The organism is Micromonospora sp. CPCC 205558 (assembly GCF_036902955.1).
GTDB lineage: Bacteria > Actinomycetota > Actinomycetes > Mycobacteriales > Micromonosporaceae > Micromonospora.
In genome coordinates, this window is the sequence record NZ_JBAKHR010000006.1 from 214,921 (window position 1) to 239,307 (window position 24,387).

A 24,387-nucleotide genomic window follows, 5' to 3' on the forward strand; every position below is an offset into this window, starting at 1 on the left:
TGCCCGGTGACGGTGGAGCAGCAGGCACGGGGTGCGGCGGGCGCGGGCCGGCGCAGGTCCCGCAAGGACGAGATCCTGGAGATCGCGGTAGGTCTCTTCGCGGCGCGCGGCTATCACGGCGTGTCGATGGACGACATCGGCGCGGCCGCCGGAGTGACAGGTCCGGCGCTGTACCACCACTTCGCGGGCAAGGAAGCCATGCTGGCCGCCGCGTTGATCCCGGTCAGCGAGGGGTTGCTGGCCGGCGGGCGGGAACGCGCCGCCGGGCGCTCGGACGACCCGCGCGGCGTACTGGAGTCGCTGATCGACTTCCACGTCGAGTTCGCGCTGGCCAACCCGGCGGTGATCGCGTTGCACCTGCACGAGCTGGACCGCCTCCCCGAGGAGCCGCGGCGGCGGATTCGTCGTCTGCAACGGCTCTACGTCGAGGAATGGGTGACCGTGCTCACCGCGCTGCACCCGGGCATGCCCGACGGTGAGGCGCGGGTGCTCGCGCACGCCGCGTTCGGCCTGATGAACTCGACGCCGTTCCTCGGTGGTGAGGTGGACCGGCGACGCCGGGCCGAGCTGCTGCGCGGCGCGACCCTGGCCGCGCTGCTCGCCTGATCCGACTCGTCAAGAGCGCGCCGGTCATGATTCCCTGACATCGTCCCACCATCCGGACGCCGGGAGGAAACATGATCGAGTCACTGCTGGTCGCCAATCGGGGCGAGATCGCCTGCCGGATCATCCGGACCGCCAAGCGGCTCGGCATCCGCGTGATCGCGGTGCACTCGGAGGCCGACGCCGACCTGCCGTTCGTCGCGGAGGCGGACGAGGCGGTCCTGATCGGCCCGCCGAACCCGGCGCTGAGCTACCGCAACACCGAGGCGATCCTCGCCGCCGCGAAGTCGACGGGTGCGCAGGCCATCCACCCCGGGTACGGCTTCCTGTCGGAGAACGCCGACTTCGCCCGTACCGTCGAGGCGAGCGGCCTGATCTGGGTCGGGCCCGACGCGGACGCGATCACCGCGATGGGCGACAAGATCAACGCCCGGAACCTGATGGCGGCGGCCGGGGTTCCGGTCGCGCCCGGCACCACCGAGCCGGCCGCCGACCTGGCCTCGGCGGTGACGGCCGCCGCCGAGATCGGCTACCCGGTGATGGTCAAGGCCGCCGCCGGCGGTGGCGGCATGGGCATGGGTGTGGCCGTCGACGAGGCCGCGCTGCGCACCGAGTACGACAAGGTGCGCGCGTTCGCCGAGCGGATGTTCGGCGATGGTTCGGTGTTGATCGAGCGGTACTTTCCCCGGGTGCGGCATGTCGAGGTGCAGATCCTCGGCTTGGTCGATGGTCGGGTGGTGGCGCTCGGCGAGCGGGAGTGCTCGGTGCAGCGGCGCAACCAGAAACTGGTCGAGGAGTCTCCGTCGCCGGCGGTCTCGCCGGAGCTGCGATCCCGTCTCCTGGCGGCGGCGGTGCGGGCCGGCGAGGCGGTCGGCTATCGCAACGCGGGCACGGTGGAGTGCCTGCTCGATCCGACCACGGGTGAGTTCTTCTTCTTGGAGATGAACACGCGGTTGCAGGTGGAGCACCCGGTGACGGAGTACGTCTACGGCATCGACCTGGTCGAGGAGCAGTTGCGGGTGGCCTCCGGGCTGGCGCCGACGTTCGACCCGGACGCGTTGACCCCGCGCGGCCACGCCATCGAGATGCGGATCAACGCGGAGGATCCGAAGCGCTTCCTGCCCGGCCCCGGCAAGGTCACGACCTGGGTGGAGCCCACGGGCGAGGGTGTCCGGGTGGACTCCGGCTACACCGAGGGCAACACGGTCACCCCGTTCTACGACAGCCTGCTGGCCAAGCTGATCGTCAGCGGCGCGACCCGCGAAGAGGTGCTCGAACGCGCCGAGGGTGCGGTCGCCGCGTTCCAGATCGTCGGCCCGAAGAACAACGTCCCCTTCTTCGCCGAGCTGCTGGAGAACGAGGAGTTCCGCTCCGGCGCCTACGACACGGGCATCGTCTCCCGCATGCGCTGACCGGCCGACACTCTGTCCCGACCCGACGTCACAGTGAGGTGACCGATGAGCCATTTGCCAGATTCCGTCTCCATTCGTGAGGTTGGGCCGCGCGACGGGTTGCAGAACGAGGACCCGATCCCGACCGACGCCAAGGTGCGGCTGCTCGACGCCCTCTCCGGCACCGGCGTACGCCGGATCGAGGCGGTGTCGTTCGTGCACCCCAGGGCGATCCCGCAGATGGCCGACGCCGACGAGGTGTGGCAGCGGGCGGTGAAGGCCGACGGGGTGCGGTACTCCGCGCTGGTGCCGAACACGCGGGGCGCCCAACGGGCCCTCGCCGCCGGGTTCACCGAGATCGAGGTGGTGGTCTCGGCCAGCGACACGCACAACCGGCGCAACGTCAACCGATCCACCGACGAGTCGCTGGACGACATCGCCGAGTTGATCGACCTGCTGCACGGCTCATCGGCGCGGGTCGAGGTGATCGTGGCGACCAGCTTCGGTTGCCCGTACGAGGGGGACATCGACCCGCAGCGGGTGGCCGGGATCGTGGACCGGGTCGTCCGCGACGGCGCGGACCGGGTCGCGTTCGGCGACACCACCGGCATGGGCACCCCACGCCGGGTCCGAGAGCTGCTGACCGCGGTACGCGACCGCAACGCGCACGTGCCGGTCCTGCTGCACTTCCACAACACCCGGGGTACGGCGCTGGCCAACCTGTTGACCGCGCTGGAGTTGGGGGTGACCGAGTTCGACGCCAGCGTCGGTGGGCTCGGTGGTTGCCCGTACGCGCCGGGGGCGAGCGGCAACCTGGCCACCGAGGAGGCCGTGCACATGCTGCACGACATGGGCATCGACACAGGCATCGACCTGTCGGCGCTCATTGAGGTGGCGGAGTTGGCCGAGGAGTTGCTCGGCAAGAAGCTGCCGTCGGGTGTGCTGCGGGCGGGTCCGCGTACCCGGTTGACGCCGCTGCCGAGCTGAGGACGCGACGAAGGGGCCGGCGCATCTGCCGGCCCCTTCCACCTGTCAGGTCGCTCAGCTCACCGGGGTGAGCGCGCCCGGCCAGCTGTCGCGGAAGATCTCAGACCCGGCGCGGTCCGTGCTGCGCTCGGTGGCGATGCGGGTGCCGGCGAAGAGGTTGCTGACCCGGTTCGCCTCGGCGCTGCTCGGGTAGGCGTTGGTGCAGCTGGTGCCGGCGCTGCCGCCGGACATCAGCAGGGAACAGTTCCCGTTGTAGTTGTCCGGCAGGCCGAGGATGTGCCCGATCTCGTGCGTCATGATCCGCAGCACGCTGTACTGGGCGGCCTGCTGGGTGTCGATGTAGACCCGGCCGTTGCCGAGGCTGGTCCGGACGGCGTACGAGCCGCCGCCGGTGATCCGGTAGATCCGCAGGTTCGAGCCGCAGTTCGCCGAGAGCGTCAGGTTGACGGTGGCGTTGTTCCAGATCGTGGCGGCCTGGTTGGCGACGCTGGCGTAGCTGCCCGCCTGGCTGGTGTTGTAGCAGATGGTCATTGCGGCGGACGCGGGCGCGGGGTTGGCGACCGTGACGCCGAGGGTGGCGAGTGCCGTCGCGAGGAACGCGACCGCGAGCCGATTGAGTCGTGAGGTCATCGCTGACTCCAATCCGGGAGGAGGGGTGTCAGGAGCCTAGCGACACTCATTCATGTTATTCAATGTCTTGCTCTCGGCTCGACTGTCTGATTCGCTCGTAGGTCGCCGACAGTCGCAGTCATGCGCTAGCCTAACGATCGTTCAGGTCATCGGCTGGAGGAGTCGGCGTGACGCTCGACGGTGAGGCACTGGAGCAGCTGCGCAAGCGCGCCCGGTCCGGCGGCGCGGACAAGTACCACGCGGCCAACGCGGCCAAGGGCAAGCTCTTCGCCCGTGAGCGGGTCGCACTCCTGGTCGACGAGGGCTCATTCGTCGAGGACGGCCTCTACGCCAACGCGCTCGCCGAGGGGTTGCCAGCCGACGGCGTCGTGACCGGCACCGCCACGATCGACGGTCGACAGGTCTGTCTGATGGCCAACGACTCCACCGTCAAGGCCGGCAGCTGGGGCGCCCGCACCGTCGAGAAGATCATCCGCATCATCGAGCGGGCATACGGCGCCGGTGTGCCGATGGTCTACCTGGTCGACTCGGCCGGCGCCCGGATCACCGACCAGGTCGATCTCTTTCCCGGCCGGCGTGGTGCCGGCAAGATCTTCTGGAACCAGGTCCGCGCCTCGGGCTCGATCCCGCAGGTCTGCGCGCTGTTCGGTCCGAGCGCCGCCGGTGGGGCGTACATTCCGGCGTTCTGCGACGTGGTGGCCCTGGTCGACGGCAACGCGAGCATGTATCTCGGCTCCGACCGGATGGTCGAGATGGTCACCGGCGAGAAGACCACCCTGGAGGCGATGGGTGGCGCCAAGGTGCACACCGCCGAATCCGGCGTCGGGCACTTCCTCTGCAAGACCGAGGCCGACGCGCTCGACGTGGTGAAGACCTACCTGTCGTACCTGCCGGCGAACTGGACGCAGGCGCCGCCAACCGCGCCGGCGGTCGCCGCGCCCGCGAAGGCCGACCTGGCCGCGCTGGTGCCGGCCAGTGAGCGGCAGGCGTTCGACATGCGGCGGTACGTCAAGGGTCTGCTCGACGAGGGCTCGTTCTTCGAGATCCAGGCGCTCTGGGCCAAGGAGTTGACAATCGGCTTCGGCCGTCTCGACGGCCAGGTCGTCGGCGTGGTCGGCAACAACTCGATGTTCAAGGGCGGCGTGCTCTTCGTCGACTCGGCCGACAAGGCCACCCGGTTCGTGCAGCTCTGCGACGCGTTCAACGTGCCGCTGCTGTTCCTCAGCGACGTGCCCGGCTTCATGGTCGGCAGCGCGGTGGAGAAGCAGGGCATCATCCGGCACGGCGCCAAGATGATCACCGCTATCTCCGAGGCGACCGTGCCGAAGATCTGCGTGGTGGTCCGCAAGGCGTACGGTGCCGGTCTCTACGCGATGGCCGGCCCCGGGTTCGAGCCGGACGCGACGATCGCGCTGCCAACCGCGAAGATCGCCGTGATGGGCGCCGAGGCAGCCGTGAACGCGGTCTACGCCAACAAGATCGCCGCCATCGCGGACGAGGACGAGCGGGCCGCCTTCGTCGCCGCCAAGCGAGCCGAGTACGAGCAGGACATCGACGTCGTCCGGCTCGCCAGCGAACTGGTGGTGGACGCCATCGTCGAGCCGCACGACCTGCGCACCGAGCTGGTCCGTCGATTCGCGGCGGCGCGTACCAAGGATCGGCACTTTTCCCGCCGCCGGCACGGCGTCACCCCGGTCTGATCATCGACTCAGGCCCGCACAGCGACCCGCCCCCGACGTCACGAGCGCCGAGGCGGACCGTCCTTACAGGAGGATGAGATGGACTTCCGGCTCACCGACGAACAAGCGGCGCTGCGCGAGAGCGTGCGGGAATTCGCCCGCGAGGTGGTCGCCCCGGTCATCGCCGAGCACTACGAGCAGCACACCTTTCCGTACGAGGTGATCCGGCAGATGGGCAAGATGGGCCTGTTCGGCCTGCCCTTCGACGAGGAGCACGGCGGTATGGGCGGCGACTACTTCGCTCTGTGCCTGGCGCTGGAGGAGTTGGCCCGGGTCGACTCCAGCGTGGCCATCACGCTGGAGGCGGCGGTCTCGCTGGGCGCGATGCCGATCTACCGCTTCGGTACCGAGGAGCAGAAGGCGACCTGGCTGCCCCGGCTGCTCAGCGGCGAGGCGCTGGCCGGCTTCGGTCTCACCGAGCCGGGCACCGGCTCGGATGCGGCCGGCACGCAGACGCGGGCGGTGCTGGAGGGTGACGAGTGGGTGATCAACGGGTCGAAGGCGTTCATCACCAACTCCGGGACCGACATCACGGCCATGGTCACGGTCACCGCGGTGACCGGCACGAACCCGGACGGCTCCAAGGAGCTGTCGACGATCATCGTGCCGACCGGCACGCCCGGCTTCGCCGTCGCGCCCGGCTACTCCAAGGTGGGGTGGACCGCCTCGGACACCCATGAGTTGACCTTCGACGACTGTCGGGTCCCGGCCGCCAACCTGCTCGGCGCCCGGGGGCGGGGCTTCGCGCAGTTCCTGCGGATCCTCGACGAGGGCCGGATCGCCATCGCCGCGCTGGCCGTCGGCCTCGCGCAGGGCTGTGTCGACGAGTCGATCAAGTATGCCAAGGACCGGCACGCCTTCGGTCAGCCGATCGGCGCCAACCAGGCCATCCAGTTCAAGATCGCCGACATGGAGCTGAAGGCACACACCGCCCGGTTGGCCTACTACGACGCCGCCGCGCGAATGCTGGCCGGCGAGCCGTTCAAGCGGCAGGCCGCCATCGCGAAACTGCACGCCAGCACGATCGCTGTGGACAACGCCCGGGAGGCCACCCAGATCCACGGCGGGTACGGCTTCATGAACGAGTACCCGGTGGCCCGGTTCTGGCGGGACTCCAAGATCCTGGAAATCGGCGAGGGCACCAGCGAGGTGCAGCGCATGATCATCGCTCGGGATCTGGGTCTCTGAGTGGTCCAGCCGAACTGATCAGCCGTCGTTCCGGACGAACTGTCCGTACGGCTGTCGGGTTTCGGCGAGCGGGCGTCGGTAGCCCGACGTTCGACTGCCGACGATCGGAGTCGATCCGTACTCTTCGTGCCCATGACTCCGGATCATGACCGGTCGCGGAGCCCGGCTGGACGTACCACTCTGCCGGAGCTGCTCCGCGGGCATCGACGCGCCGCCGGCCTGACCCAGGCCGAGCTGGCCTCCCGGGCCGGGGTGGGTGTGCGGACGGTGCGTGACCTGGAGCGTGGCCGGTCGATCCGGCCCCAACGCACCACGGTCGAGCTGCTCGCCGGGGCGTTGGCGCTGACCGGCACCAGCCGGGCGGCGTTCCTGGCCGCGGCCCGCGGCGTCGGTGCCGAGCCGGCCCCATCGGACACGACCTCGACGACGTTCGCGGTCAGCGGCAACGCCGCGTCGGCGGCCGCACCCGCCGCCCCGTCGGTCGCGCTCCCGCCGCCGGTCGCGTTGATCGGCAGGGAGCGCGACCTCACCGAGCTGGCCGGAATGCTGACCGCCGAGCACGGGCCCCGGTTGGTGAGCCTCGTCGGGCTGGCCGGCGTCGGCAAGACCGCCCTGGCGACGTCGGTCGCGCACCTGGTGGCCTCCGCCCACCCGGCCGGTGTTGCCGGGGTGCTGGTCGGCGAGGGGTCGGACGGCCCGGACGTGCTCGCCACCTCGATGTCAGTGCTCGGCGTGGCGCGTCTGTCCGAACTCGCGGCCCGGCTCGCAGGGCGGCCGGCGCTGCTGGTGATGGACGCGGTGGAGCGCGCTCCGGGCCCGGTGGCCGCGACCCTGCACCGGTTGATCGGCGCGCTGCCCTCGCTGCGGGTGCTGGTCACCGGGCGGCACCCGGTCGGATTGCCCGGTGAGCGGGTCTGGCCGGTCGCGCCGCTCGACGTGCCACCACCGGAGGCCGAGCACTCCGGACTCGAGTCGTGGCCGGCGGTCGCGTTGTTCACCGCCCGGCTCGCTCAGGTCCGCCGGGAGCCGCCCAGCCCCGCTGAGCTGCCGGCGCTCGCCGCGCTGGTTCGCCGGTTGGGCGGGCTGCCGTTGGCCATCGAGCTGATGGCCGCCCGAGGCCGACTGCTCGACCTCACCGAACTGCTCGACCGGTACGGCGACCGGGTGCTCGACCTGGCAACTCCGGCCGACGCGTCCGCCCACCCGAGCTGGGACGCGCCGGAGGCGCTCACCACCCGCACAAGCCGACCCGACGCCCGTGCGACGGCCGCGGTCACCCTGCGGGACGCGGTGGCGTTCAGCTACCGCCTTCTGGCGGCGGACGAGCGGGCCGCGCTGCGGCAGTTGGCCGTCTTCGGTAACCGCTGGTCGGTGGAGTTGGCCGAGGAGATGCTCGCCGACGAGGCCGACCGGGACGGCACAGTGGCGATCGACCCGGTGCCGCTGTTGGACCGCCTCGTCGAGTTGGGGCTGCTGAGCGTACGCGGAACCGGGTCGTTCCGGTTCCGCCTGCTCGACGCGGTCCGTGACTACGCCGTCGAGCAGGCGGCCGGTGGGGGTGAGCTGACCTGCATCCGGCGTCGACACGCGGAGGTCATCGCCCGCCTGGTGGCACGGACCGCCAGCGACCTGGTCGGTCCTCGGTTGTCCGACGCGGTGCACCGGCTGGACGAGATGAGCAGCGACATCAGTTCGTCGTTGGCCCACGCGGCTACCGACGACCCGTTGACCGCGCTGCGGCTGGCGGCCTGCCTGACCCGCTGGTGGCGGTTCCGTGGACGCGATGTGGTCGGGCGGCAGTGGCTGCGGCGGCTGCTGGCAGACCCGCGGACCACCGACGCCGATCCGCTCCTGCGGGGCTGGGCCGCCCTCGGGGTCGCCCGGCTCGCGGCCGAGCACGGCGCGGGTGCCGAGGAGTTGTCGACGGCGCGCGCGGCGTTGGACACCTTCCGGCGGGCCGGCGACGTCACCGGGGAGTTGGAGGCGCGGAACGTGCTCGGCACCCTGCTGATCTCCGTGGGACGGCAGGATGAGGCTCGCGAGCAGGCCGAGGCGCTGCTGCGGTTGGCCGCCCGTAACGGTCGTACCCGGGACCTGGCGGTGGCCCAGAACAGCCTCGCCTGGCACGAGATCCGCGCGGGTGACCTGGCTGCCGCTCGGCGCCGGCTCGCCGCGGTGGATCGACTTGCCGTCGAGAGCGGGGAGCAGCGACTACGGGTGCTGGGCTGGGCCAATCGCGCCGAGGTCGCCCGTCTGGAGGGCTGGTACGCGGATGCCATCGACCGTGGCCGGAGGGCGATGGAGGCCCTGTCCGAGCTGGGTGATCCCGGGCGTCGCCGTCGGGTGCTCGGCACCATCGGGTTGGCGCTCGCCCAGGACGGGCGGGGCGCGGAGGCGACCGAGGTGCTGACCGAGTTGCGTGCCGGGGGCGTGGAGTCGTCGCCGGCGCGTCCGATCGTGCCGCGACAACGCTCGGACGATGCGGCGCTGAGGTCGGGTGGGCCGGAGGTCGGGCTCTGTGCGTTGATCGAGGGGACCCTGGCGCTGCACCGGGGTGACCGGGAGTTGGCCGCCGAGTGGTTCGCCGCCGCCGCCGACCATGCGGGGCAGGATCGCCGCGACGTGGTGGAGGCGCTGGTGGGACTGGCCGCGAGCACTGCGGACCCGGAGGTGCTCGATCGACTGGACCAGGTCTGTGTGGAGAGCGGCATCCGGCTGTTGCCGCAGGAGTCGGGTCTGCTCTACGCGCTGATCGCCGACCGGGGCGGGCCGGCTCAGTAGTCGCGAGGATTCGGGTGCCCGCGCGGGTGCCCCGAGTGGACCGCGACGGGAGAGTGGCGCGGGCGAAGAGCCCCCTTTGGTGCTACCCCTCGCTGATCGCCCGCGCCGTCACCCCCCGGTGATCCCCGGTGCGGGAAGCCTGCCACCGGCGCGATGGCAGAAAGTCGGCTTGGACCGAATCATCCAGCTTGGCGGAGTCACTTCTGCCGGTCTTTCTGCCGCTGCCAGCGCCCGGCGGCGGGTGCTTCTCAGTGCCTTCGGGCGGCGCCGTCGGCGTCGGCGGTCTGCTCCGGGTCGACGTCGTCACTGCCGGCGGTGGCGCACGGGTGCGCGGCGTCGCGGACCCGCCGTAACCCGTCGAGGAGGGCCGCCAGTGCCTCGGGGTCGAGTTGCCCGGTGAACCACTGCTCGATCATCTGCAGGTGACCGGGCAGCGTCTCGTTCAGGCGTTGCATCCCGGCGGCGGTGACCACCGCGTACGAGCTGCGTCGGTCGTTCGGGCAGGCCCGGCGGGTGAGTAGCCCGTCGCGCTCCATCCGGTCCACCACGCGGGTCACTCCGCTGGTCGACAAGGAGGTCTGCGCGGCGAGGTCGGTCATGCGTAGTTGGTTGCCCGGCGAGCGGGCCAGTCGGGTGATGACCTCGAACTCGACCGCGGAGAGGCCGTGCTCCTCAAGCTGGGCGGTGAACCGGGCGGACAGCCCGGCGTGTGCCTCGAAGAGCAGGCCGACGGCGGTGATCCGGGGATCGTCGAAGACGTTGGTCACCTGTTCATCATACCAGTGCTTGACACGGGGAATGTTGTTGCGATTATATTTGCTCAAGCAGTCGTTGGGCTACTAAACAATCTTCTGGAGGATAGCAGCATGACCAGCAGCATCGATGCGGCAACCCGCGACTGGGACGGCCTCACCATCCCGACGGCCGGCACCTACGCGCTCGACGTGGCGCACAAGCGGGTCGGCTTCGTTGCCCGGCACATGATGGTGAGCAAGGTTCGCGGTGAGTTCAACGAGGCGACCGCCACCATCACCGTTGCCGAGGACCCGCTGCAGTCGTCGGTCGTCGCCACCATTCAGGCCGCCAGCGTCGACACCACCCAGGCCGACCGGGACGCGCACCTGCGCAGCCCCGAGTTCCTGGACGCCGAGAAGTTCCCGACGCTCGAGTTTCGCAGCACCGGGGTCAAGTCCCGTCGCGGCAACGAGTTCGTGCTCACCGGTGAGTTGACCATCAAGGACGTCACCCGTCCGGTCGAGCTGGAGGTGGAGTTCGAGGGTGTCGGCCGCAGCCCGTTCGGCCAGGACATCTTCGGCTTCTCCGCGAGCACCGAGATCGACCGCGAGGAGTTCGGCCTGACCTGGAACGTCGCCCTGGAGACCGGGGGCGTGCTGGTCAGCCGCAAGATCAAGATCGAGATCGAGGGCGAGGCAGTCCGCCAGGCCTGACCCATGGGATCGCCGGAGGGTCAGGGGCACCCTCCCCGGTGATCCGCGACGCAGGGCCCGCGCCGACGTACGGCGCGGGCCCTGCGTCGTCTCCGCTCGTGGTAATTGTCACGGGTTGTTCGCACGTCCACGGGGTCCAGCCGGTCGACGACGGGGTACAGATGGCGCCACGAGCGCGTCCGCGCCGGTCGACGTCGGATCACCGGCGTCGGCCACTGGCCCCGGCCAGGTGGGCGCTCTTACCGTGGATGCTTCACAAAGCGCTTCCGGGACGGCATGATCCCGAACCGCGCCGGCCGTCGGGAGGACACATGGGCAGGGACGTCTCAGAGGGCGCCTTCACCCGGGATGATCGCGTCCGATATCGACAGAAGGTGCGGCGGTGCCTGGACGTCTTCGCCTTGATGCTCGACGACTTCGGCTTTGACGCAGACCGGCCGATGACCGGCCTGGAAATCGAGCTCAACCTGGTCGACTCGGCCGCCGAGCCGGCGATGCGCAACGAGGAGATCCTCGCCGACATCGCGGATCCCCTCTTCCAGACCGAGTTGGGGCAGTTCAACCTGGAACTCAACGCCGAGCCCCGACTGATCGAGGGCACCGGCTTCGCCGACTACGAGCACGACCTGCATGGCAGCCTCTCCCGGGCCGACGAGCGTGCCACCAGATCCGACGCGAAGATCGTCCTGGTCGGCATCCTGCCCACCCTCACCGAGGGGCACCTGGTCGAGGACAATCTCTCCACCAACGAGCGTTACCGGGTGCTCAACGACCAGATCGTCGGCGCCCGGGGCGAGGACATCGAGCTGGACATTCGCGGCGTCGAGCAGCTGCGGACGCACACCGACTCGATCGCCCCCGAGGCCGCCTGCACGAGCCTTCAGTTCCACCTCCAGGTCGCCCCGGACAGCTTCGCCGACTACTGGAACGCGTCCCAGGCCATTGCCGGTGCGCAGGTGGCGGTCGGAGCGAACAGCCCTTTCCTGTACGGCCGCCAACTGTGGGCCGAAACCCGGATCGCCCTGTTCCAACAGGCCACCGACACGCGCCCGGACGAACTGAAGGCCCAGGGCGTACGACCGCGGGTGTGGTTCGGCGAACGGTGGATCACCTCGATCTTCGACCTCTTCGAGGAGAACGTCCGGTACTTTCCGCCGCTGCTGCCGATCTGTGAGGACGAGGACCCGGTGGAGGTCCTGCACGCCGGCGGTGTGCCAAAGCTCGGGGAGTTGCGGCTGCACAACGGCACGGTCTACCGGTGGAACCGCCCGGTCTACGACATCATGAACGGCCGTCCGCATCTGCGGGTGGAGAACCGGGTGCTGCCGGCCGGCCCGACGGTGGTGGACATGCTGGCCAACGCGGCCTTCTACTTCGGGCTGGTACGCGGTCTGGCCGAGGCCGACCGTCCGATCTGGAGTCAGCTCACCTTCAGCTCGGCCGAGGAGAACTTCCACGCCGCCGCCCGACGTGGTCTGGACGCCGTGCTGCACTGGCCCGGGCTCGGCGACGTGCCGGTCACCAAGCTGGTCCTGGAGCAACTGCTGCCGACCGCCGCCGCCGGCCTGGACGCGTTCGGTGTCGCCCCGGCGCAGCGGGATCGTCTGCTCGGCATCATCGAGCAGCGCTGCCGTACCGGCCGCAACGGTGCCGTCTGGCAGACCGAGGCGGTCTGGGCGGCGGAACGGCGTCACGGCATGGACCGGACGGCCGCGCTGCACCACATGGTCCAGCGTTACGCCGAACTCCAGCGCACCAACCAACCAGTCCACACCTGGCCAGTCCCCTAACTCCACCCACCCCCCAAACCCCCACCCACCCCCCAACCCCCGCCCGACGGTGCGTTGATCATGAAGTTATTGCCACGACACGCCGGGTGAGATGGCAATAACTTCATGATCAACACGGGCGGGGTGGGGTTGGGGGGTGGGGGTGGTTCTGCCTGGGTGGGGGCGGGTTAGTTGGTGGTGGGGCGGCGGGATGCTCGGGTGCGCCGGGTGCTGGGGGTCTGGTCCGCCGCTGTTGCTTCGGTGGGACGGGTCGGATCCGTGCGGTCCGGGTCCGTGCGCGGGGCGGGCACCTGCGGTGCGGCCGTGGCCTCGCCTGGCAGAGAGCCCGTGCTGGGCATCTGCGGTGGGGCGTCCGCCTTCCTGCGCCGCGACGCGGTTCCGGCCGTTGAGCTGGAGACTGGCGACGCGGTTCCGGCCGTCGGGCTGGGGATCGGCGACGGGGGTTCGGTCTCGGCCACTGTGTCCCGAGAGACCGCGCTGGGCTCGGCCACGTGGTTCCGCCCGGCTCGCTCGGCGAGGCGGGCGGCCAGCACCGAGCCGCCAACACCGGCGATCACCGCGTACGGGGCTATCAGTTGGGTGGAGAGCTGCGCGGGGCCCAGCGTGGACCAGTGCGGCAGGGTGGTCAGGTAGGCGAGCGCGACGAGCATCGGGCCAGCCGCGCCGGAGGCCGCCGCACCCACGCGATGCCCGCCCGAGCGGGCGGACCGCTGGGCGGCCAGCACCCCGATCAGCAGCGCGGGCACCAGTGCCAGCAGCGCACCGGGCCAGTAGATCTGCCCCCCGATCCAGTACCGGGCGTGGTCCGGGTCGAACTGCCAGGTACCGAGTTGTGCGCCGGTCAGCCCTCGTCCGACGCGTACCCCGTCGATCACCGAGATCACTGCGAGCAGCCAGAGCCAGGCGGCCGTCGCGGTCACGTTGACCGCGGCGGCTCGGGAACGAAGCGCCCAGATCGCGACGAGGGCGCCGATCAGGATGCCTAGCGCCGCCTGCACGGCCGCTGTCCGTTGCGGTGCGCCGGTGTCCGCGCCGGTCGCGACCCGCGCGGGTACGGCGATCAAGAGCACCGTGACCAGCCCGCCCAGCCCGGCGGCGAGCGCCAGGGCCACCCGCCGCAGCAGGCCGCCTCGGTCGGGCACCGGCACCTCGGCCACCGGTGGTGACGTATCCGTCACCGTCGGCGGTGCGGTGTCGGCGGTCGGTGGCCGTCCGTCAACCGGGGTGTCGTGCTCCGGCGGGGTTTCCGGGACCACGGTCGTGGTTGGGGCGGTCCGTTGGTGCAGCCGCTGCGCGCAGACCGCGCCGAGGACTGTCGAGCTGGCGGCGAGCCAGGTTGCCCAGGCGAGGCCGTCCGCCCAGGCCGTGTCCGTCGCACCGGCATCGGTGGGCGTCCAGGTGATGACGCCGAGCCCGTAGCCGAAGCCCAGTTGTGCGGCACCCGCGCCGGCAGCGACCCCGATCGCCGTCGCGATCGACACTCCCCAGCCCTGTCTGGCCATGCCGGGCAGCGTAACGTCCCGTCGTCGGCGCGGCGAGTCGTAACGGCCCGCAGTGCGGCGGATTGGGCGGCGGGCGGTACGGTCGCCGGTGATGAGGCGGTGGGCGTTATGACGGACACGAACACGGGCCAGCAGAATGCCGCCGGTGGCGGTGCCGGCCGGGCCAGCGTCGTGCTCGGTGGTGGGTTGGCGGCTGTGCTGCTCGCCGCCGTCGGCGCGACCGGCGGCTGGTTGCTGGCCGGCGAGGACGACACACCCGCCGGTGATCCGCTGGCCGTTGCGACCACGTCTGGTGCGCCGACCAGCCGGACCACCGCACCCCGACCGAGCAGCGCACGGCCGACGCCGTCGGCCGTCCAGCCCTCCGCCACCTCGACCAAGGGGGCCGGTCTGACCGTGCCGCCGGTGATCGGCACCGACTTCGAGCAGGCCCGGGAGGCGCTGCGCAAGCAGCGGCTGGGTTGGCGGCTGGTCTTCGGTGGCGGCGTCGGTCGTACGGTCGAGAGCACCGAACCAGCCGTGGGCAGCGTGGTCGCCCGGGGGACGACTGTGCAACTACAGGTCGCCGGGCCGGCACCGGCCGCCGAGGTGCCGGATGTGGTCGGCAAGAGCTGCGCCGACGCCGCCGACGAGTTGGTCGACGCGGGCCTTTACCCGCGCTACGTCAGCAAGCGCAGCGGGAAGGTCAGCCGGCAGGAGCCCGCCGAGGATGGCCCGGCCCGGTGGAACGACCAGGTCAGCATCTGGTGTGGGGCGGATTCCGTCGACCAGCCGACCACGAAGCCCACGCCCTGATTCCTGGCCGGCGGGTAGCGCTTCCCCGCCGGTGCCCGCCGTCCTGCCCCGCCGACAGTCGGCGCGGCTCGGCACGCTGATCCCCGCCAATGGCGGTGTGGGCGACTAGGTTGGCGGTCGAGGGCCATGACGCCCGTCCGGGTTCGGGAAGGGACGTGCGATGAGCGACGACCGCCAGGAGCCTCCCGCCGGCGAGCACGACGACGACCGGACCCGCCCCCTGCCGCCCCCCGCTGGCGATCGGCCGGAGCCGACGGAACCCGCTGCGGACCGGCCGGGGCCGATGCCAGCCGGCACCCACCCGGATGACACGGCACCGATACCTCCGCCATGGTCCGGTCGGGCCGAGGTGCGCTCGCCCCGACCCGATGACTCCGCCGGAGAGTGGTACGTCGAGGAGCAGGGCGGTCGGCGATGGTGGTTGCCGATTCTGTGGGGCGTACTGGCGTTGCTCCTCGCCGGCCTGCTCGGGGGCGCGCTCTGGGTTTTGCGCGGCCAGCAGGATGACGACCGGGACGACCCGGGGCCCACCCCGTCACTTCCGCCGACCAGTGCCCCCACCGCCCCACGGACCAGCGCAGCCCCCACGTCGGCGTCGCCCAGCAGCGAGTCGCCGAGCAGCCCGGCCACCACGGACGCGCCGGACGAGGTGCCGGTGCCACCGCTCGTCGGCCTGCCGCAGGCCACCGCCGAAGGGCTGTTGGATCGGCTCGGCCTGGCCTACCGGGTGGTCTTCCGCCCGTCGGAGTTGCCACCGGGGACGGTGGTGGGCACCGAGCCGGAGGCCGGCAGTTCGGTGTCGTCCGACGACGAGGTGTTGTTGATCGTTTCCCAGGCCCGAACTCCGACCGGGACGACCCCGACCACGCCGAGCCCCACGGTGACGAGCACGTCGTGACCGCCGGTCACCACATCCTGCGGCGGGTGCCGACGAGGCCGATGCCGGCCAGCGAGATGGCGAGGCCGAAGATGCCGGACCAGAACAGGGAGCGACGGATGTCGGCAGCGCCGTGTCCGGCTGGAGCTGCTTCGGTGAGCTCCTGACGACCGCTGGACTGGCCGCCGGCACCCAGGCCGGATACCGGCCCGGTCGGGTCGGCGTCACCGAAGTGGTCGTCCGGGGCGTCGGTGTCGATCCAGCCGGGTTCCTCGTAGACCGACTGGCCGTCACCCGTCGGTGGGTTGGAGTCGAGCACGGTGATCTCCGGTGCGGGCACCGGTGTGGTCAGCCGGGTGGACGACATCGCCGGGTCGCGGACGAGGACCAGGAGTGTCGTCATCGCCCCGAGGAGGGCGAGGAGTCCGAAGGCATAGGCGATACGGGAGCGGTGGTGCCGCCGCAGGGCGGGCTGATTGACCATGACCATCCCAGGGTCAGGGTCCTGGACGAGCGGGTGGAACGGTGCCGGGGTGGGCGTACCTGATTCTATGGCGACGGCACGCCCACCGGCGGCGGATCTGCTCGGTCAGCCCACCCGGACCGGGGTACGCGCGACCGGTCGGCGGGCCCGCACGGTGTGCGGACGGGGTTCGGGGGCGGCCTGCAGCTGCTGCAGCCCTTCCCGCTGGACGAAGATCGACCGTCGGGTGACCGCGTCACCCGCGGCGTTCAACTCGTAGCCGTCGAGCCAGAGCCAGCCGTCATAGGTCGGCCAGTCGAGCACCCGGATCACCCGGAACTTGATCGGCCTGAGGAACTGGACACTCGCCGCGCGAGTCACGTGCAGTACGTCACCGGTGCGGGGAAGCACATGGGCTCCTGGGGAGGATCGGCCGGCAGTTGGGCCGGCGGTGCCTGAACGGGGGACGTCTCGGCCGGTGACGGGGTCGTGCCTCGTGAACCGGTGGTGCGGATGGCGGTGGTCGGGCCGTACCCCGCTGGTGACGTGCCGCCACCCGACCACCACCCGGTTGCTTCCGGGAACCGCGCCCGCCGCCACAGCTTGCCGGCTTGCAGCGGCGGGGTCCTTACCCCGGAGCAGGTCTCGTTGTCGTCGGCCGGACCCGCGTCGTGCCCGGCATCCCCGGATCGGTGGGGTCACCACTCCGAGGGACCGAACGCGGACGCTGAGTGATCCGTGCCATACGGACAGAGTGCATCAGGGACGTGCTTCATGCAAGTTGCACGTCGACTTTTGCCGATACGTGAGCGTGTCGCGCGAAAGGCCTATTGAAGGCGAACGCGTCCGGGCGGCACACTGAGGGCCGGTTTCGCCCGTCGCGGCCGGCCGAGGACCGGCACCACTCCCCTCCGTCGCGAACGCTCGCCGGTCGACGATCGCGCCCCCGGCGGGTGTCACCCAGTGGCGCGTTACCGGAGGTAGCCCGAGTGGGGTCGAGCAGCCAGCGGCGGAGACCAGTGACTCACGGGTTGCGCGATGAGTGAGCGGCGCAGTCCCACAATCAGACGGCGGCGTCTCGGGGCCGAGCTGCGCCGCCAGCGGGAGTCCGCCGGAATCACCATCGAGGTGGTCGCCGAACAGTTGGAGTGCTCGGCGTCGAAGGTCTCCCGGATCGAGACCGGGCACACCACGGCCACTCCTCGCGACGTGCGGGACATGCTGCGGATCTACGGCGTGGTCGGCGCCGAGAGCGACGAGCTCGTGCAGATCGCCCGGGAGGCCCGCCAGAAGGGCTGGTGGCACCCGTACAGCACGGTGCTCGTCGGCGCGTACGTCGGGCTGGAGGCGGCGGCGAGTTCGATCCGGGCGTACGAACAGCAGGTCGTTCCGGGTCTTCTGGAGACCGAGGAGTACGCCGGGGCCATGATCCGCGCCGCTCGGCCGGACTTCACCGCCGATCAGGTACACCAGAGGGTGCGTGTCCGTCTGGGCCGTCAGTCGTTATTGACCCAGGACGATCCGGTCGATCTGTGGGTGGTGCTCGATGAGGCGGTGGTGAGTCGGCCGGTGGGCGGGGACGAGGTGATGCGCGGCCAACTCAGGCGGTTGGTCGAGGTGGCCGAGTTGCCGAACGTGACGCTGCAGATCCTGCCCTTCGAGGTGGGTGCGCACGCCGGCATGGACGGCACGTTCACGATCCTCAGCTTCCCTGAGCCCGGTGATCCGGATGTTGTGTACGCGGAGAACGCCACGGGTGGGCTTTTCCTGGAGAAGAGCGACGAACTACAGAAGTACAGCTTCATCTTCGATCACATCCGCGCTGCGGCCATACGTCCGGAGGAGTCCGTCGCACACATCGCAAAACTGGCAGAGGAGCCGTTGTGGAAATGGCGACCAAAGGGTTCCCGGTGGACCTGACGCAGGCAGCATGGTTCAAGAGCTCGAAGAGCGGGCCGAACTGTGACAACTGCGTGGAGGTGGCGTACGTGACGGGGGCGGTCGGAGTGCGGGACTCGAAGGACAAGGCGGGCCCCGCTCTGGTCTTCGCGCCGGGTGACTGGCACGCGTTCGTCGCCGGCACCCGCGGTGGTGTGTTCGGCGTGGTCTGACCGAGTGGTCAGTGAAGTCCCCGTCCGGTTCGCCGGACGGGGACTTCGCCGTGTCCGCCCCAGGTGCGGCGAACGGCCGCGTCGCGACGGTGGTCGGCGAGGTTCCGTCGGGATTCCCGTCGCCACAGCGCCCCCATCTCGTTGAACCGGTCGGTACGGCGCTGGTCGACGACCCGCCGCACCAACCCGCAACCGAGCGAGTAGGCGAGACGGATGACGACGATCGGTTCAGACAACCTCACCAATGGTCCGGCAAAGCCGGAGCGGTTCGGTGGCAAGTACCGCGGCGCTCGTCGGGACACGGTTCTGACCGAGGTGGTCTCGGCCGACCAGGAGATGACTGGGCGGGAGGGAGCTTCCGAGGCGACGGACTCGCCGCTCTCGCTGCCCTCACTGGACCCGAACCCGCTGATCGAACCGTCGTTCCCGCCCACGGGCTGGCCGATGGAGCCGCCCGAGTCCCTGGCTGACCACCCGTTGCTGCGTGGTCTGCTGATGGAGTTGCCACCGAAGGGCACCGTGCCCTCGCAGGACTGGCTGGACCGCTGGTTCGAGGCGACCAGGTCGATCCTGGAGCTGCTATACGTGCAGAGCGCCAGCCGTCCGCGCTGACTGTGCGGCGGCCGGCTGGGCCCGCTCGGCGAAGCGGTTGTGCCGCAGCGCGTGCCGGACCCCGATAGCGACCACCGCGAGCGCGCCGACGGTGATCGCCGGCCCGGTGACGCCGGGGTCGGCGCCGAGGTCGGTGCCGGCCGCCGCGATCAACGCCGGCACTGTGGCCAGGGCGGTGACCTGTAGTGGCAGCCCGACGAGCGGGTGGGCCGCGTCGGCGCGCAGCCCGTGCGGCGCGGGGGTGGCGGGGGCGCTGGCGAACGCGCCGGCACCGGCCCACAGCCGGCGGATCCGCCGTACGGAGCAGACCGTCGCCACCAGCGCGGGGCCGGCGGCCAGGGTGAGCCCGGCGGCGGCCCGGTCGACCGGCGCGGTGCCGGCGCTGAACAGTCCGCCGCCGAGCACGGCCGCGGTGAGCGCCATGCCGGTGACGGCAAGCACCAGCAACCATCCGGTACGCCGGCGCAGCACGCGGGTGTTGCGCAGCCGGGGCAGGCCGTCGGCAACGATGCCGGCGGCCAGCCAGACGGCGGCGACCGGGACCAGGATGGTGAGCTGACTCTCCATGTTCGAGAGTCTTTCCCGAATCCCGGCGGGGCGAATCCGGGCCCGTCCCCCGTTCGCCCCGGACGCCGGGCCCGTAGGGGGTCATCACTCGAAGGTTATGGACGTTTCGGCATGTTCAACTGCCCGACCGCTGATCTACCCTCAGCTAAATCGGCGAGTGTCGATTGATGTTGGGACCGGTGGTCACGTTCCGCCGCCGGTCAGAGGGAGGTAGGAGATGGGTCTTCCACGAAGGTCCGTGCTGATCGGGGTGGCCACGGCGACCATGCTGGCCGTCGGCACCCCAGCCCTGGCCGCCGAACCCGTCGGTGTGGTTCGGGCCGCCGGCGGAGCCACCGCCGTGCCGGACAGCTACATCGTCGTACTCAAGGACAGCGCCGTCGCCCGCGACCGGGTCGGCGACACCGCGAAGCGGCTCGCCGGCCGCCACGGCGGCACTGTCGCCCGCACCTACGGCGCGGCGCTGCGCGGCTTCGAGGTCAAGGTGAGCGCGAGCGCGGCGGCGCGGATCGCGACCGACCCGGCGGTGGCGTACGTCGAGCAGAACCACACCGTCTCGATCTCCGGCACGCAGGCCAACCCGCCATCCTGGGGCCTGGACCGGATTGACCAGCGCAACCTGCCGTTGGACAGCTCCTACACCTACCCGAACACGGCGAGCAACGTGCACGCCTACATCATCGACACCGGCATCCGGTTCTCCCACAACGACTTCGGCGGTCGGGCCACCTCCGGCTACGACGCGGTCGACGGCGGGTCGGCCGACGACTGCAACGGGCACGGCACGCACGTGGCCGGCACCGTCGGCGGGTCCGCGTACGGCGTGGCCAAGGCAGTCCAGCTCGTCGGCGTACGGGTGCTGAACTGCTCCGGCAGCGGCACCAACGCCGGTGTGATCGCCGGCGTCGACTGGGTCACCGCGAACGCCATCAAGCCGGCAGTGGCGAACATGAGCCTCGGCGGTGGCGCGAACAGCTCACTGGACAACGCCGTCCGCAACTCGATCGCCTCGGGCGTCACGTACGGCCTGGCGGCCGGCAACGACAACGGCGCGAACGCCTGCAACACCTCGCCGGCGCGTACCACGGAAGCCATCACGGTGGGCTCGACGACCAGCTCGGATGCCCGGTCGTCGTTCTCCAACGTCGGCACCTGCCTGGACATCTTCGCGCCCGGCTCGTCGATCACCTCGGCCTGGTACACCAGCAACACCGCGACCAACACGATCAGCGGCACCTCGATGGCCACGCCGCACGTGGTCGGAGCGGCGGCCCTGGTGGCCAGCGCCAACCCCAGCTGGACGCCGGCTCAGGTCCGCAACCAGTTGGTGGCCAACGCGACCCCCAACGTGGTGGGCAGCCCTGGCTCGGGCTCGCCGAACCTGTTGCTCTACGTGGGCACCGGCAGCACCCCGCCGCCGCCCACCGGCTGCACCGGCACCAACGGCACCGACGTGTCGATCCCGGACGCCGGCTCGGCGGTGACCAGTTCGATCACCATCTCCGGCTGTGGTCGCAACGCGTCATCGGCCTCCACCGTGGCGGTGAACATCGTGCACACCTACCGCGGTGACCTGGTCATCGACCTGCTCGCCCCGGACGGCAGCTCGTACCGGCTGAAGAACAGCAGTGGCTCGGACAGCGCCGACAACGTGAACACGACGTACACGGTCAACGTGTCCGGTGAGGCCGCCGACGGCATCTGGCGACTCCAGGTGCGGGACGTCTACTCGGCCGACACCGGCTACCTCAACACCTGGACCCTGACCGTCTGACCGGTCTCCTACGACGCGAGGCCCCACCTGGACACGCCGGGTGGGGCCTCGCGGCCGTACGGCTCAGACCGAGAAGGTGGCCGGCCGTTCGGTGGCCGGTGCCGGCGGACGGGCATTCCACACGCCGATCTTCTGCGCGACCAGCCGGCCCAGGTAGGCCGGGTTGAGAATGATGTAGCGACGCCAGAGCCGCTTCGGCTCCAGACCCAGACGCCAGAACCACTCCAGGCCGACACGCTGCATCCACGGCGGAGGCTGGCGCAGCAACCCGGCGTGGTAGTCGAAGGCCGCGCCGACCGCCATCAGCGGCATGTCGAGCAGCGGCCGCATGGCGTACGTGAAGACCTCCTGGCGCGGGCAGCCGAGCCCGACCAGGACCAGCCGGGCGCCGCTGGACCGGATCCGGTCGGCGATCTCGGCGTCCTCACCGGGCTGGACGGCACGGAACTTGGACGGCTCCACCCCGGCGATCTTCAGCGCCGGGAACATCCGCTCCAGGGCCGGGATCAACCGGGCGAGGGTCTCCTCGGTCGAGCCGTACAGGTAGACCGGTAGCCCCTCGTCGGCGAAGCGCGACAGCACGTGCAGGGTCAGGGTCGGCCCGTACACCCGGTCGGTGAGCCCGGCGTGGTGCAGCAGGTTGAGCGCCCACCGCACCGGCTGCCCGTCCGGGGTGACCACGTCGAAGGAGTTGAGCCGCGCGTTGTGCGCCGGGTCGAGCACACCGGTCATCACACCGTGCACGGCCAGCGCCGTCAGCGCGAGGGGACGCCGCTCGTGCGCCGCGGTCACCACCGCGTCGGTCGCCGTGGCGTAGTCGGTCGCGTCGACCAGGACGCCGAGCACGTTGCGCTTGGTTCGGCTGCTCACGGCTGGGCCACCCACTTGTCCACGTTGGCCTCGTAGATCTCCCGCAGGATCATCGGCACGTCGTAAGTGATCTTCCAGCCCGGATACTGCGCCTCGAACCGGGCCATGCTGCTGACGTACCACTGGTGGTCGCCGGTGCGGTTCTGCTCGACATAGTTGATCCGCGCCTCGCGGCCGGTGATCTCTTCCGCGATCCGGAACGCCTCGATGTGGGAGGTGTTGGAGTGCCGGCCGCCGCCGAGGTTGTAGACCTCGGCGGATCGGGGGGACCGGAAGAACGCCTCGAACGCGGTCAGCACGTCGTGTGAGTGGATCGCGTCCCGGACCATCTTGCCCTTGTAGCCGAACAGGTTGTACGTCCGGCCCTCCATGACGCAGCGCATCAGATAGGCCAGGAACCCGTGCAGCTCGGCCGCGGAGTGCGCCGGGCCGGTCAAGGTGCCGCCCCGGAAGCAGGCGGTCTTCATGTCGAAGTAACGCCCGTACTCCTGAACCATCACGTCGGCGGCGACCTTGGAGGCGCCGAAGACCGAGTGCAGCGAGTGGTCGATCGACATCTCTTCGGTGATGCCCTGGTACCAGCGGTGGTCCTCGGGCAACTCGTACCGGGTCTCCAGCTCGATGAGCGGCAGGCTGTTGGGCCGGTCGCCGTAGACCTTGTTGGTCGAGCAGTGGATGAACGGCGCGTCGATCGCGTGCCGGCGGGTGTTCTCCAGCATGTTGAGCGTGCCGCCGGCGTTCACGTCGAAGTCCGTGTACGGCTCCTTGGCTGCCCAGTCGTGGCTCGGCTGCGCAGCGCTGTGGATCACCACGGCGATGTCCGAGCCGTACTTCTTGAAGACCTGCTCCAGGCCGTCCCGGTCCCGGATGTCCACCGCGAAGTGGGTGTACGCGTTACCCAGGTCACGGCTGAGCCGTTCAAGGCTCCAGGAGGTGGAACCGTCCTCGCCGAAGAAGTACCGGCGCATGTCGTTGTCGATGCCGACGACATCCAGACCGAGGCCGGCGAAATGCCGGACCGCCTCGGAGCCGATCAGACCACCCGACCCTGTCACCAACGCGACACTCACACGCCACTCCTGGTCCATCGGAGGCAGAATCCATCGGAGCATAGCGTGACGTCCAGCACGCCCCGATATGACGGAAGGGCCCCGCACAAAGCGGAGCCCTCGTCGGTGGTGGGGATGGGGGGAGTTGAACCCCCACGCCCTTTCGGGCACACGGACCTGAACCGTGCGCGTCTGCCATTCCGCCACATCCCCGTGGCACAACCCGGAACACTGTAGCCGCCCCGGCCCCGCTGTCTCCAGCGGGCCTCGGGAATACTACGCTGTTCCCGGCGCTCGCCACGAGCGATTACCGTTCGTGGCGGACGAAAGATTAGCACGACCATCCCGGCCCTTCCGAACGGGCCGAGAGCAGCCGGCCGAGCGGCGTGTGAGCTGCGCGCGCGTCGGCCGGATACCATCATGTCCTCGGGACCCGAGGAGGAGCCGGTGAGCGTGCTGCAACGCTTCGAGAAGCGTCTGGAAGGCCTGGTCGAAGGGGCCTTCGCCAAGGTCTTCAAAGGGGTGGTCCACCCCGTGGAGATCCTCAACGCCATGCAGCGGGAGGCCGAGGCGCACAAGGCGATCCTGGCCGGTGGGCGCACGTTGGTGCCCAACCGCTACGTGATCGATCTCTCGCCGTTCGACCATAGTCGGCTGGCGCCGTACGCCGCCGCGCTGGCCCAGGAGTTGGCCCAGTCGCAGGCGGAGTTCATCGGCGAGCAGGCGTGGACGGTCTACGGCGACGTGATCGTCGAGATCGAGCGAGGCGAGGGCCTGGACACGGGCATGTTCCGTGTCACGGCCGAGGTCTACACCGGCGGCGAGGTCGCTCCGGTGTCGGCACCCGGTTACGACGCCGGCCCGCCCGCCTACCCCGCGTACGACCAGGGCGGTGGCTACGGCCCGCCGCCCGGGCACGGCGGCGGTCGCAACGTGCGGCTGGTCTCCGGCGACGGTCGCACCTATCCCCTCCAGATGGGGTCGACGGTGATCGGCCGCGGCGACCAGGCCAACCTGCGGCTGCCCGACGTCGGCATCTCCCGGCGACACGCCCGGCTGGATTTCGACGGGGGCCAGGTCGTGCTGACCGATCTGGGTTCGACCAACGGCACCATGGTGAACGGGCAGCGGGTCTCCGCCGTCGCGCTCAACCCCGGTGACATGGTCCAGCTCGGTACGACGACGCTGACCTTCCGCGTGGACGGCTGAG

Annotated in this window: 22 protein-coding genes, 1 tRNA gene and 2 pseudogenes; 16 read left to right on the forward strand and 9 right to left on the reverse strand. The window is 70.5% G+C overall.

Going from position 1 to position 24,387, the window contains the following annotated elements; all coding sequences use genetic code 11:
• Positions 1-6 precede the first annotated feature (6 nt).
• The 3 genes from V6U86_RS08335 (at position 7) to V6U86_RS08345 (ending at position 2,981) form a co-directional block, all read left to right on the forward strand.
• Positions 7-606: a TetR/AcrR family transcriptional regulator gene (locus V6U86_RS08335; protein WP_030331931.1), complete on the forward strand. Its 600-nt coding sequence runs from the start codon at positions 7-9 to the stop codon at positions 604-606.
• A 71-nt stretch (positions 607-677) separates the two neighbouring features.
• Entirely contained in the window at positions 678-2,015 is a 1,338-nt protein-coding gene (locus V6U86_RS08340; RefSeq protein WP_334500388.1) for an acetyl-CoA carboxylase biotin carboxylase subunit, read from the forward strand.
• A 45-nt stretch (positions 2,016-2,060) separates the two neighbouring features.
• Complete coding sequence (locus tag V6U86_RS08345; RefSeq protein WP_334500391.1) at positions 2,061-2,981, forward strand: hydroxymethylglutaryl-CoA lyase; 921 nt, start codon at positions 2,061-2,063, stop codon at positions 2,979-2,981.
• 54 nt (positions 2,982-3,035) lie between these two features.
• On the opposite strand, the gene V6U86_RS08350 is transcribed toward V6U86_RS08345, so the two are convergent.
• Entirely contained in the window at positions 3,036-3,611 is a 576-nt protein-coding gene (locus tag V6U86_RS08350; protein ID WP_334500393.1) for a snapalysin family zinc-dependent metalloprotease, read from the reverse strand.
• 167 nt (positions 3,612-3,778) lie between these two features.
• On the opposite strand from V6U86_RS08350, the gene V6U86_RS08355 reads away from it, so the two are divergent.
• The 4 genes and pseudogenes from V6U86_RS08355 to V6U86_RS08365 all read left to right on the forward strand — a co-directional run.
• A complete protein-coding gene (locus V6U86_RS08355) occupies positions 3,779-5,311 on the forward strand; it encodes an acyl-CoA carboxylase subunit beta (protein WP_238659435.1) in 1,533 nt (510 codons plus the stop codon).
• Between the two features lie 78 nt (positions 5,312-5,389).
• Positions 5,390-6,538, forward strand: coding sequence for an acyl-CoA dehydrogenase family protein (locus V6U86_RS08360; protein ID WP_334500400.1), 1,149 nt, complete (start codon positions 5,390-5,392; stop codon positions 6,536-6,538).
• A gap of 132 nt (positions 6,539-6,670) precedes the next feature.
• Positions 6,671-6,893, forward strand: a pseudogene (locus V6U86_RS33350) (helix-turn-helix domain-containing protein); the annotation flags it as partial.
• A 128-nt stretch (positions 6,894-7,021) separates the two neighbouring features.
• Positions 7,022-9,319: pseudogene (locus V6U86_RS08365) on the forward strand (ATP-binding protein); the annotation flags it as partial.
• Positions 9,320-9,567: 248 nt separating this feature from the next.
• On the opposite strand, the gene V6U86_RS08370 reads toward V6U86_RS08365, so the two are convergent.
• A complete protein-coding gene (locus V6U86_RS08370) occupies positions 9,568-10,086 on the reverse strand; it encodes a MarR family winged helix-turn-helix transcriptional regulator (protein WP_334500404.1) in 519 nt (172 codons plus the stop codon).
• 99 nt (positions 10,087-10,185) lie between these two features.
• Here V6U86_RS08370 and V6U86_RS08375 point away from each other — a divergent pair, with 99 nt between their 5' ends.
• Together V6U86_RS08375 and V6U86_RS08380 are read left to right on the forward strand one after the other, a co-directional pair.
• Positions 10,186-10,767 carry a YceI family protein gene (locus tag V6U86_RS08375; protein WP_334500406.1) on the forward strand — a complete coding sequence of 194 codons (582 nt, stop codon included), beginning with the start codon at positions 10,186-10,188 and terminating at the stop codon, positions 10,765-10,767.
• A 311-nt stretch (positions 10,768-11,078) separates the two neighbouring features.
• Positions 11,079-12,557, forward strand: coding sequence for a glutamate--cysteine ligase (locus V6U86_RS08380; protein WP_334500408.1), 1,479 nt, complete (start codon positions 11,079-11,081; stop codon positions 12,555-12,557).
• Between the two features lie 167 nt (positions 12,558-12,724).
• Here V6U86_RS08380 and V6U86_RS08385 read toward each other — a convergent pair whose 3' ends face one another.
• Complete coding sequence (locus V6U86_RS08385) at positions 12,725-14,059, reverse strand: hypothetical protein (protein ID WP_334500410.1); 1,335 nt, start codon at positions 14,057-14,059, stop codon at positions 12,725-12,727.
• Between the two features lie 108 nt (positions 14,060-14,167).
• Here V6U86_RS08385 and V6U86_RS08390 point away from each other — a divergent pair, with 108 nt between their 5' ends.
• Together V6U86_RS08390 and V6U86_RS08395 are read left to right on the forward strand one after the other, a co-directional pair.
• A complete protein-coding gene (locus V6U86_RS08390) occupies positions 14,168-14,854 on the forward strand; it encodes a PASTA domain-containing protein (RefSeq protein ID WP_334500412.1) in 687 nt (228 codons plus the stop codon).
• Between the two features lie 160 nt (positions 14,855-15,014).
• Positions 15,015-15,752 carry a PASTA domain-containing protein gene (locus tag V6U86_RS08395; protein ID WP_334500414.1) on the forward strand — a complete coding sequence of 246 codons (738 nt, stop codon included), beginning with the start codon at positions 15,015-15,017 and terminating at the stop codon, positions 15,750-15,752.
• 7 nt (positions 15,753-15,759) lie between these two features.
• Here the strand turns inward: V6U86_RS08395 and V6U86_RS08400 are convergent, their stop codons facing one another.
• Entirely contained in the window at positions 15,760-16,221 is a 462-nt protein-coding gene (locus V6U86_RS08400) for a hypothetical protein (protein WP_334500417.1), read from the reverse strand.
• A gap of 99 nt (positions 16,222-16,320) precedes the next feature.
• Complete coding sequence (locus V6U86_RS08405; RefSeq protein WP_124775688.1) at positions 16,321-16,605, reverse strand: hypothetical protein; 285 nt, start codon at positions 16,603-16,605, stop codon at positions 16,321-16,323.
• A gap of 627 nt (positions 16,606-17,232) precedes the next feature.
• Here V6U86_RS08405 and V6U86_RS08410 point away from each other — a divergent pair.
• From V6U86_RS08410 to V6U86_RS08420, 3 genes are all read left to right on the forward strand, one after another.
• Complete coding sequence (locus V6U86_RS08410; RefSeq protein ID WP_030331961.1) at positions 17,233-18,114, forward strand: helix-turn-helix domain-containing protein; 882 nt, start codon at positions 17,233-17,235, stop codon at positions 18,112-18,114.
• Complete coding sequence (locus tag V6U86_RS08415) at positions 18,084-18,305, forward strand: DUF397 domain-containing protein (protein ID WP_210861763.1); 222 nt, start codon at positions 18,084-18,086, stop codon at positions 18,303-18,305. The genes V6U86_RS08410 and V6U86_RS08415 overlap by 31 nt, the downstream gene beginning before the upstream one ends.
• 213 nt (positions 18,306-18,518) lie before the next feature.
• Positions 18,519-18,917 carry a hypothetical protein gene (locus V6U86_RS08420; protein ID WP_334500429.1) on the forward strand — a complete coding sequence of 133 codons (399 nt, stop codon included), beginning with the start codon at positions 18,519-18,521 and terminating at the stop codon, positions 18,915-18,917.
• Here the strand turns inward: V6U86_RS08420 and V6U86_RS08425 are convergent.
• Positions 18,885-19,484, reverse strand: coding sequence for a hypothetical protein (locus tag V6U86_RS08425; RefSeq protein WP_334500431.1), 600 nt, complete (start codon positions 19,482-19,484; stop codon positions 18,885-18,887). The genes V6U86_RS08420 and V6U86_RS08425 overlap by 33 nt on opposite strands.
• Positions 19,485-19,701: 217 nt before the next feature.
• On the opposite strand from V6U86_RS08425, the gene V6U86_RS08430 reads away from it, so the two are divergent.
• Complete coding sequence (locus tag V6U86_RS08430) at positions 19,702-21,258, forward strand: S8 family peptidase (protein ID WP_334500433.1); 1,557 nt, start codon at positions 19,702-19,704, stop codon at positions 21,256-21,258.
• A gap of 63 nt (positions 21,259-21,321) precedes the next feature.
• Here the strand turns inward: V6U86_RS08430 and V6U86_RS08435 are convergent, their stop codons facing one another.
• The 3 genes from V6U86_RS08435 to V6U86_RS08445 form a co-directional block, all read right to left on the reverse strand.
• A complete protein-coding gene (locus tag V6U86_RS08435) occupies positions 21,322-22,128 on the reverse strand; it encodes a WecB/TagA/CpsF family glycosyltransferase (RefSeq protein WP_334500436.1) in 807 nt (268 codons plus the stop codon).
• Positions 22,125-23,240 carry an NAD-dependent epimerase/dehydratase family protein gene (locus tag V6U86_RS08440; protein ID WP_334500438.1) on the reverse strand — a complete coding sequence of 372 codons (1,116 nt, stop codon included), beginning with the start codon at positions 23,238-23,240 and terminating at the stop codon, positions 22,125-22,127. Before V6U86_RS08440 ends, V6U86_RS08435 begins: the two co-directional genes overlap by 4 nt.
• 64 nt (positions 23,241-23,304) lie before the next feature.
• Positions 23,305-23,390 (reverse strand) — tRNA-Leu (locus tag V6U86_RS08445).
• Positions 23,391-23,597: 207 nt separating this feature from the next.
• Between V6U86_RS08445 and V6U86_RS08450 the strand changes: the two genes are divergently transcribed.
• Complete coding sequence (locus V6U86_RS08450) at positions 23,598-24,386, forward strand: FhaA domain-containing protein (RefSeq protein ID WP_007454122.1); 789 nt, start codon at positions 23,598-23,600, stop codon at positions 24,384-24,386.
• Position 24,387 lies beyond the last annotated feature (1 nt).

Excerpts from the sequence above, each read along its gene's own strand:
- V6U86_RS08340 (WP_334500388.1), top strand. The coding sequence starts at position 678 with ATGATCGAGTCACTGCTGGTCGCCAATCGGGGCGAGATCGCCTGCCGG.
- V6U86_RS08345 (WP_334500391.1), top strand. The coding sequence starts at position 2,061 with ATGAGCCATTTGCCAGATTCCGTCTCCATTCGTGAGGTTGGGCCGCGC.
- V6U86_RS08350 (WP_334500393.1), bottom strand. The coding sequence starts at position 3,611 with ATGACCTCACGACTCAATCGGCTCGCGGTCGCGTTCCTCGCGACGGCA.
- V6U86_RS08360 (WP_334500400.1), top strand. The coding sequence starts at position 5,390 with ATGGACTTCCGGCTCACCGACGAACAAGCGGCGCTGCGCGAGAGCGTG.
- V6U86_RS08375 (WP_334500406.1), top strand. The coding sequence starts at position 10,186 with ATGACCAGCAGCATCGATGCGGCAACCCGCGACTGGGACGGCCTCACC.
- V6U86_RS08380 (WP_334500408.1), top strand. The coding sequence starts at position 11,079 with ATGGGCAGGGACGTCTCAGAGGGCGCCTTCACCCGGGATGATCGCGTC.
- V6U86_RS08385 (WP_334500410.1), bottom strand. The coding sequence starts at position 14,059 with ATGGCCAGACAGGGCTGGGGAGTGTCGATCGCGACGGCGATCGGGGTC.
- V6U86_RS08390 (WP_334500412.1), top strand. The coding sequence starts at position 14,168 with ATGACGGACACGAACACGGGCCAGCAGAATGCCGCCGGTGGCGGTGCC.
- V6U86_RS08395 (WP_334500414.1), top strand. The coding sequence starts at position 15,015 with ATGAGCGACGACCGCCAGGAGCCTCCCGCCGGCGAGCACGACGACGAC.
- V6U86_RS08400 (WP_334500417.1), bottom strand. The coding sequence starts at position 16,221 with ATGGTCATGGTCAATCAGCCCGCCCTGCGGCGGCACCACCGCTCCCGT.
- V6U86_RS08410 (WP_030331961.1), top strand. The coding sequence starts at position 17,233 with ATGAGTGAGCGGCGCAGTCCCACAATCAGACGGCGGCGTCTCGGGGCC.
- V6U86_RS08415 (WP_210861763.1), top strand. The coding sequence starts at position 18,084 with ATGGCGACCAAAGGGTTCCCGGTGGACCTGACGCAGGCAGCATGGTTC.
- V6U86_RS08420 (WP_334500429.1), top strand. The coding sequence starts at position 18,519 with ATGACGACGATCGGTTCAGACAACCTCACCAATGGTCCGGCAAAGCCG.
- V6U86_RS08425 (WP_334500431.1), bottom strand. The coding sequence starts at position 19,484 with ATGGAGAGTCAGCTCACCATCCTGGTCCCGGTCGCCGCCGTCTGGCTG.
- V6U86_RS08430 (WP_334500433.1), top strand. The coding sequence starts at position 19,702 with ATGGGTCTTCCACGAAGGTCCGTGCTGATCGGGGTGGCCACGGCGACC.
- V6U86_RS08440 (WP_334500438.1), bottom strand. The coding sequence starts at position 23,240 with ATGCTCCGATGGATTCTGCCTCCGATGGACCAGGAGTGGCGTGTGAGT.
- V6U86_RS08450 (WP_007454122.1), top strand. The coding sequence starts at position 23,598 with ATGTCCTCGGGACCCGAGGAGGAGCCGGTGAGCGTGCTGCAACGCTTC.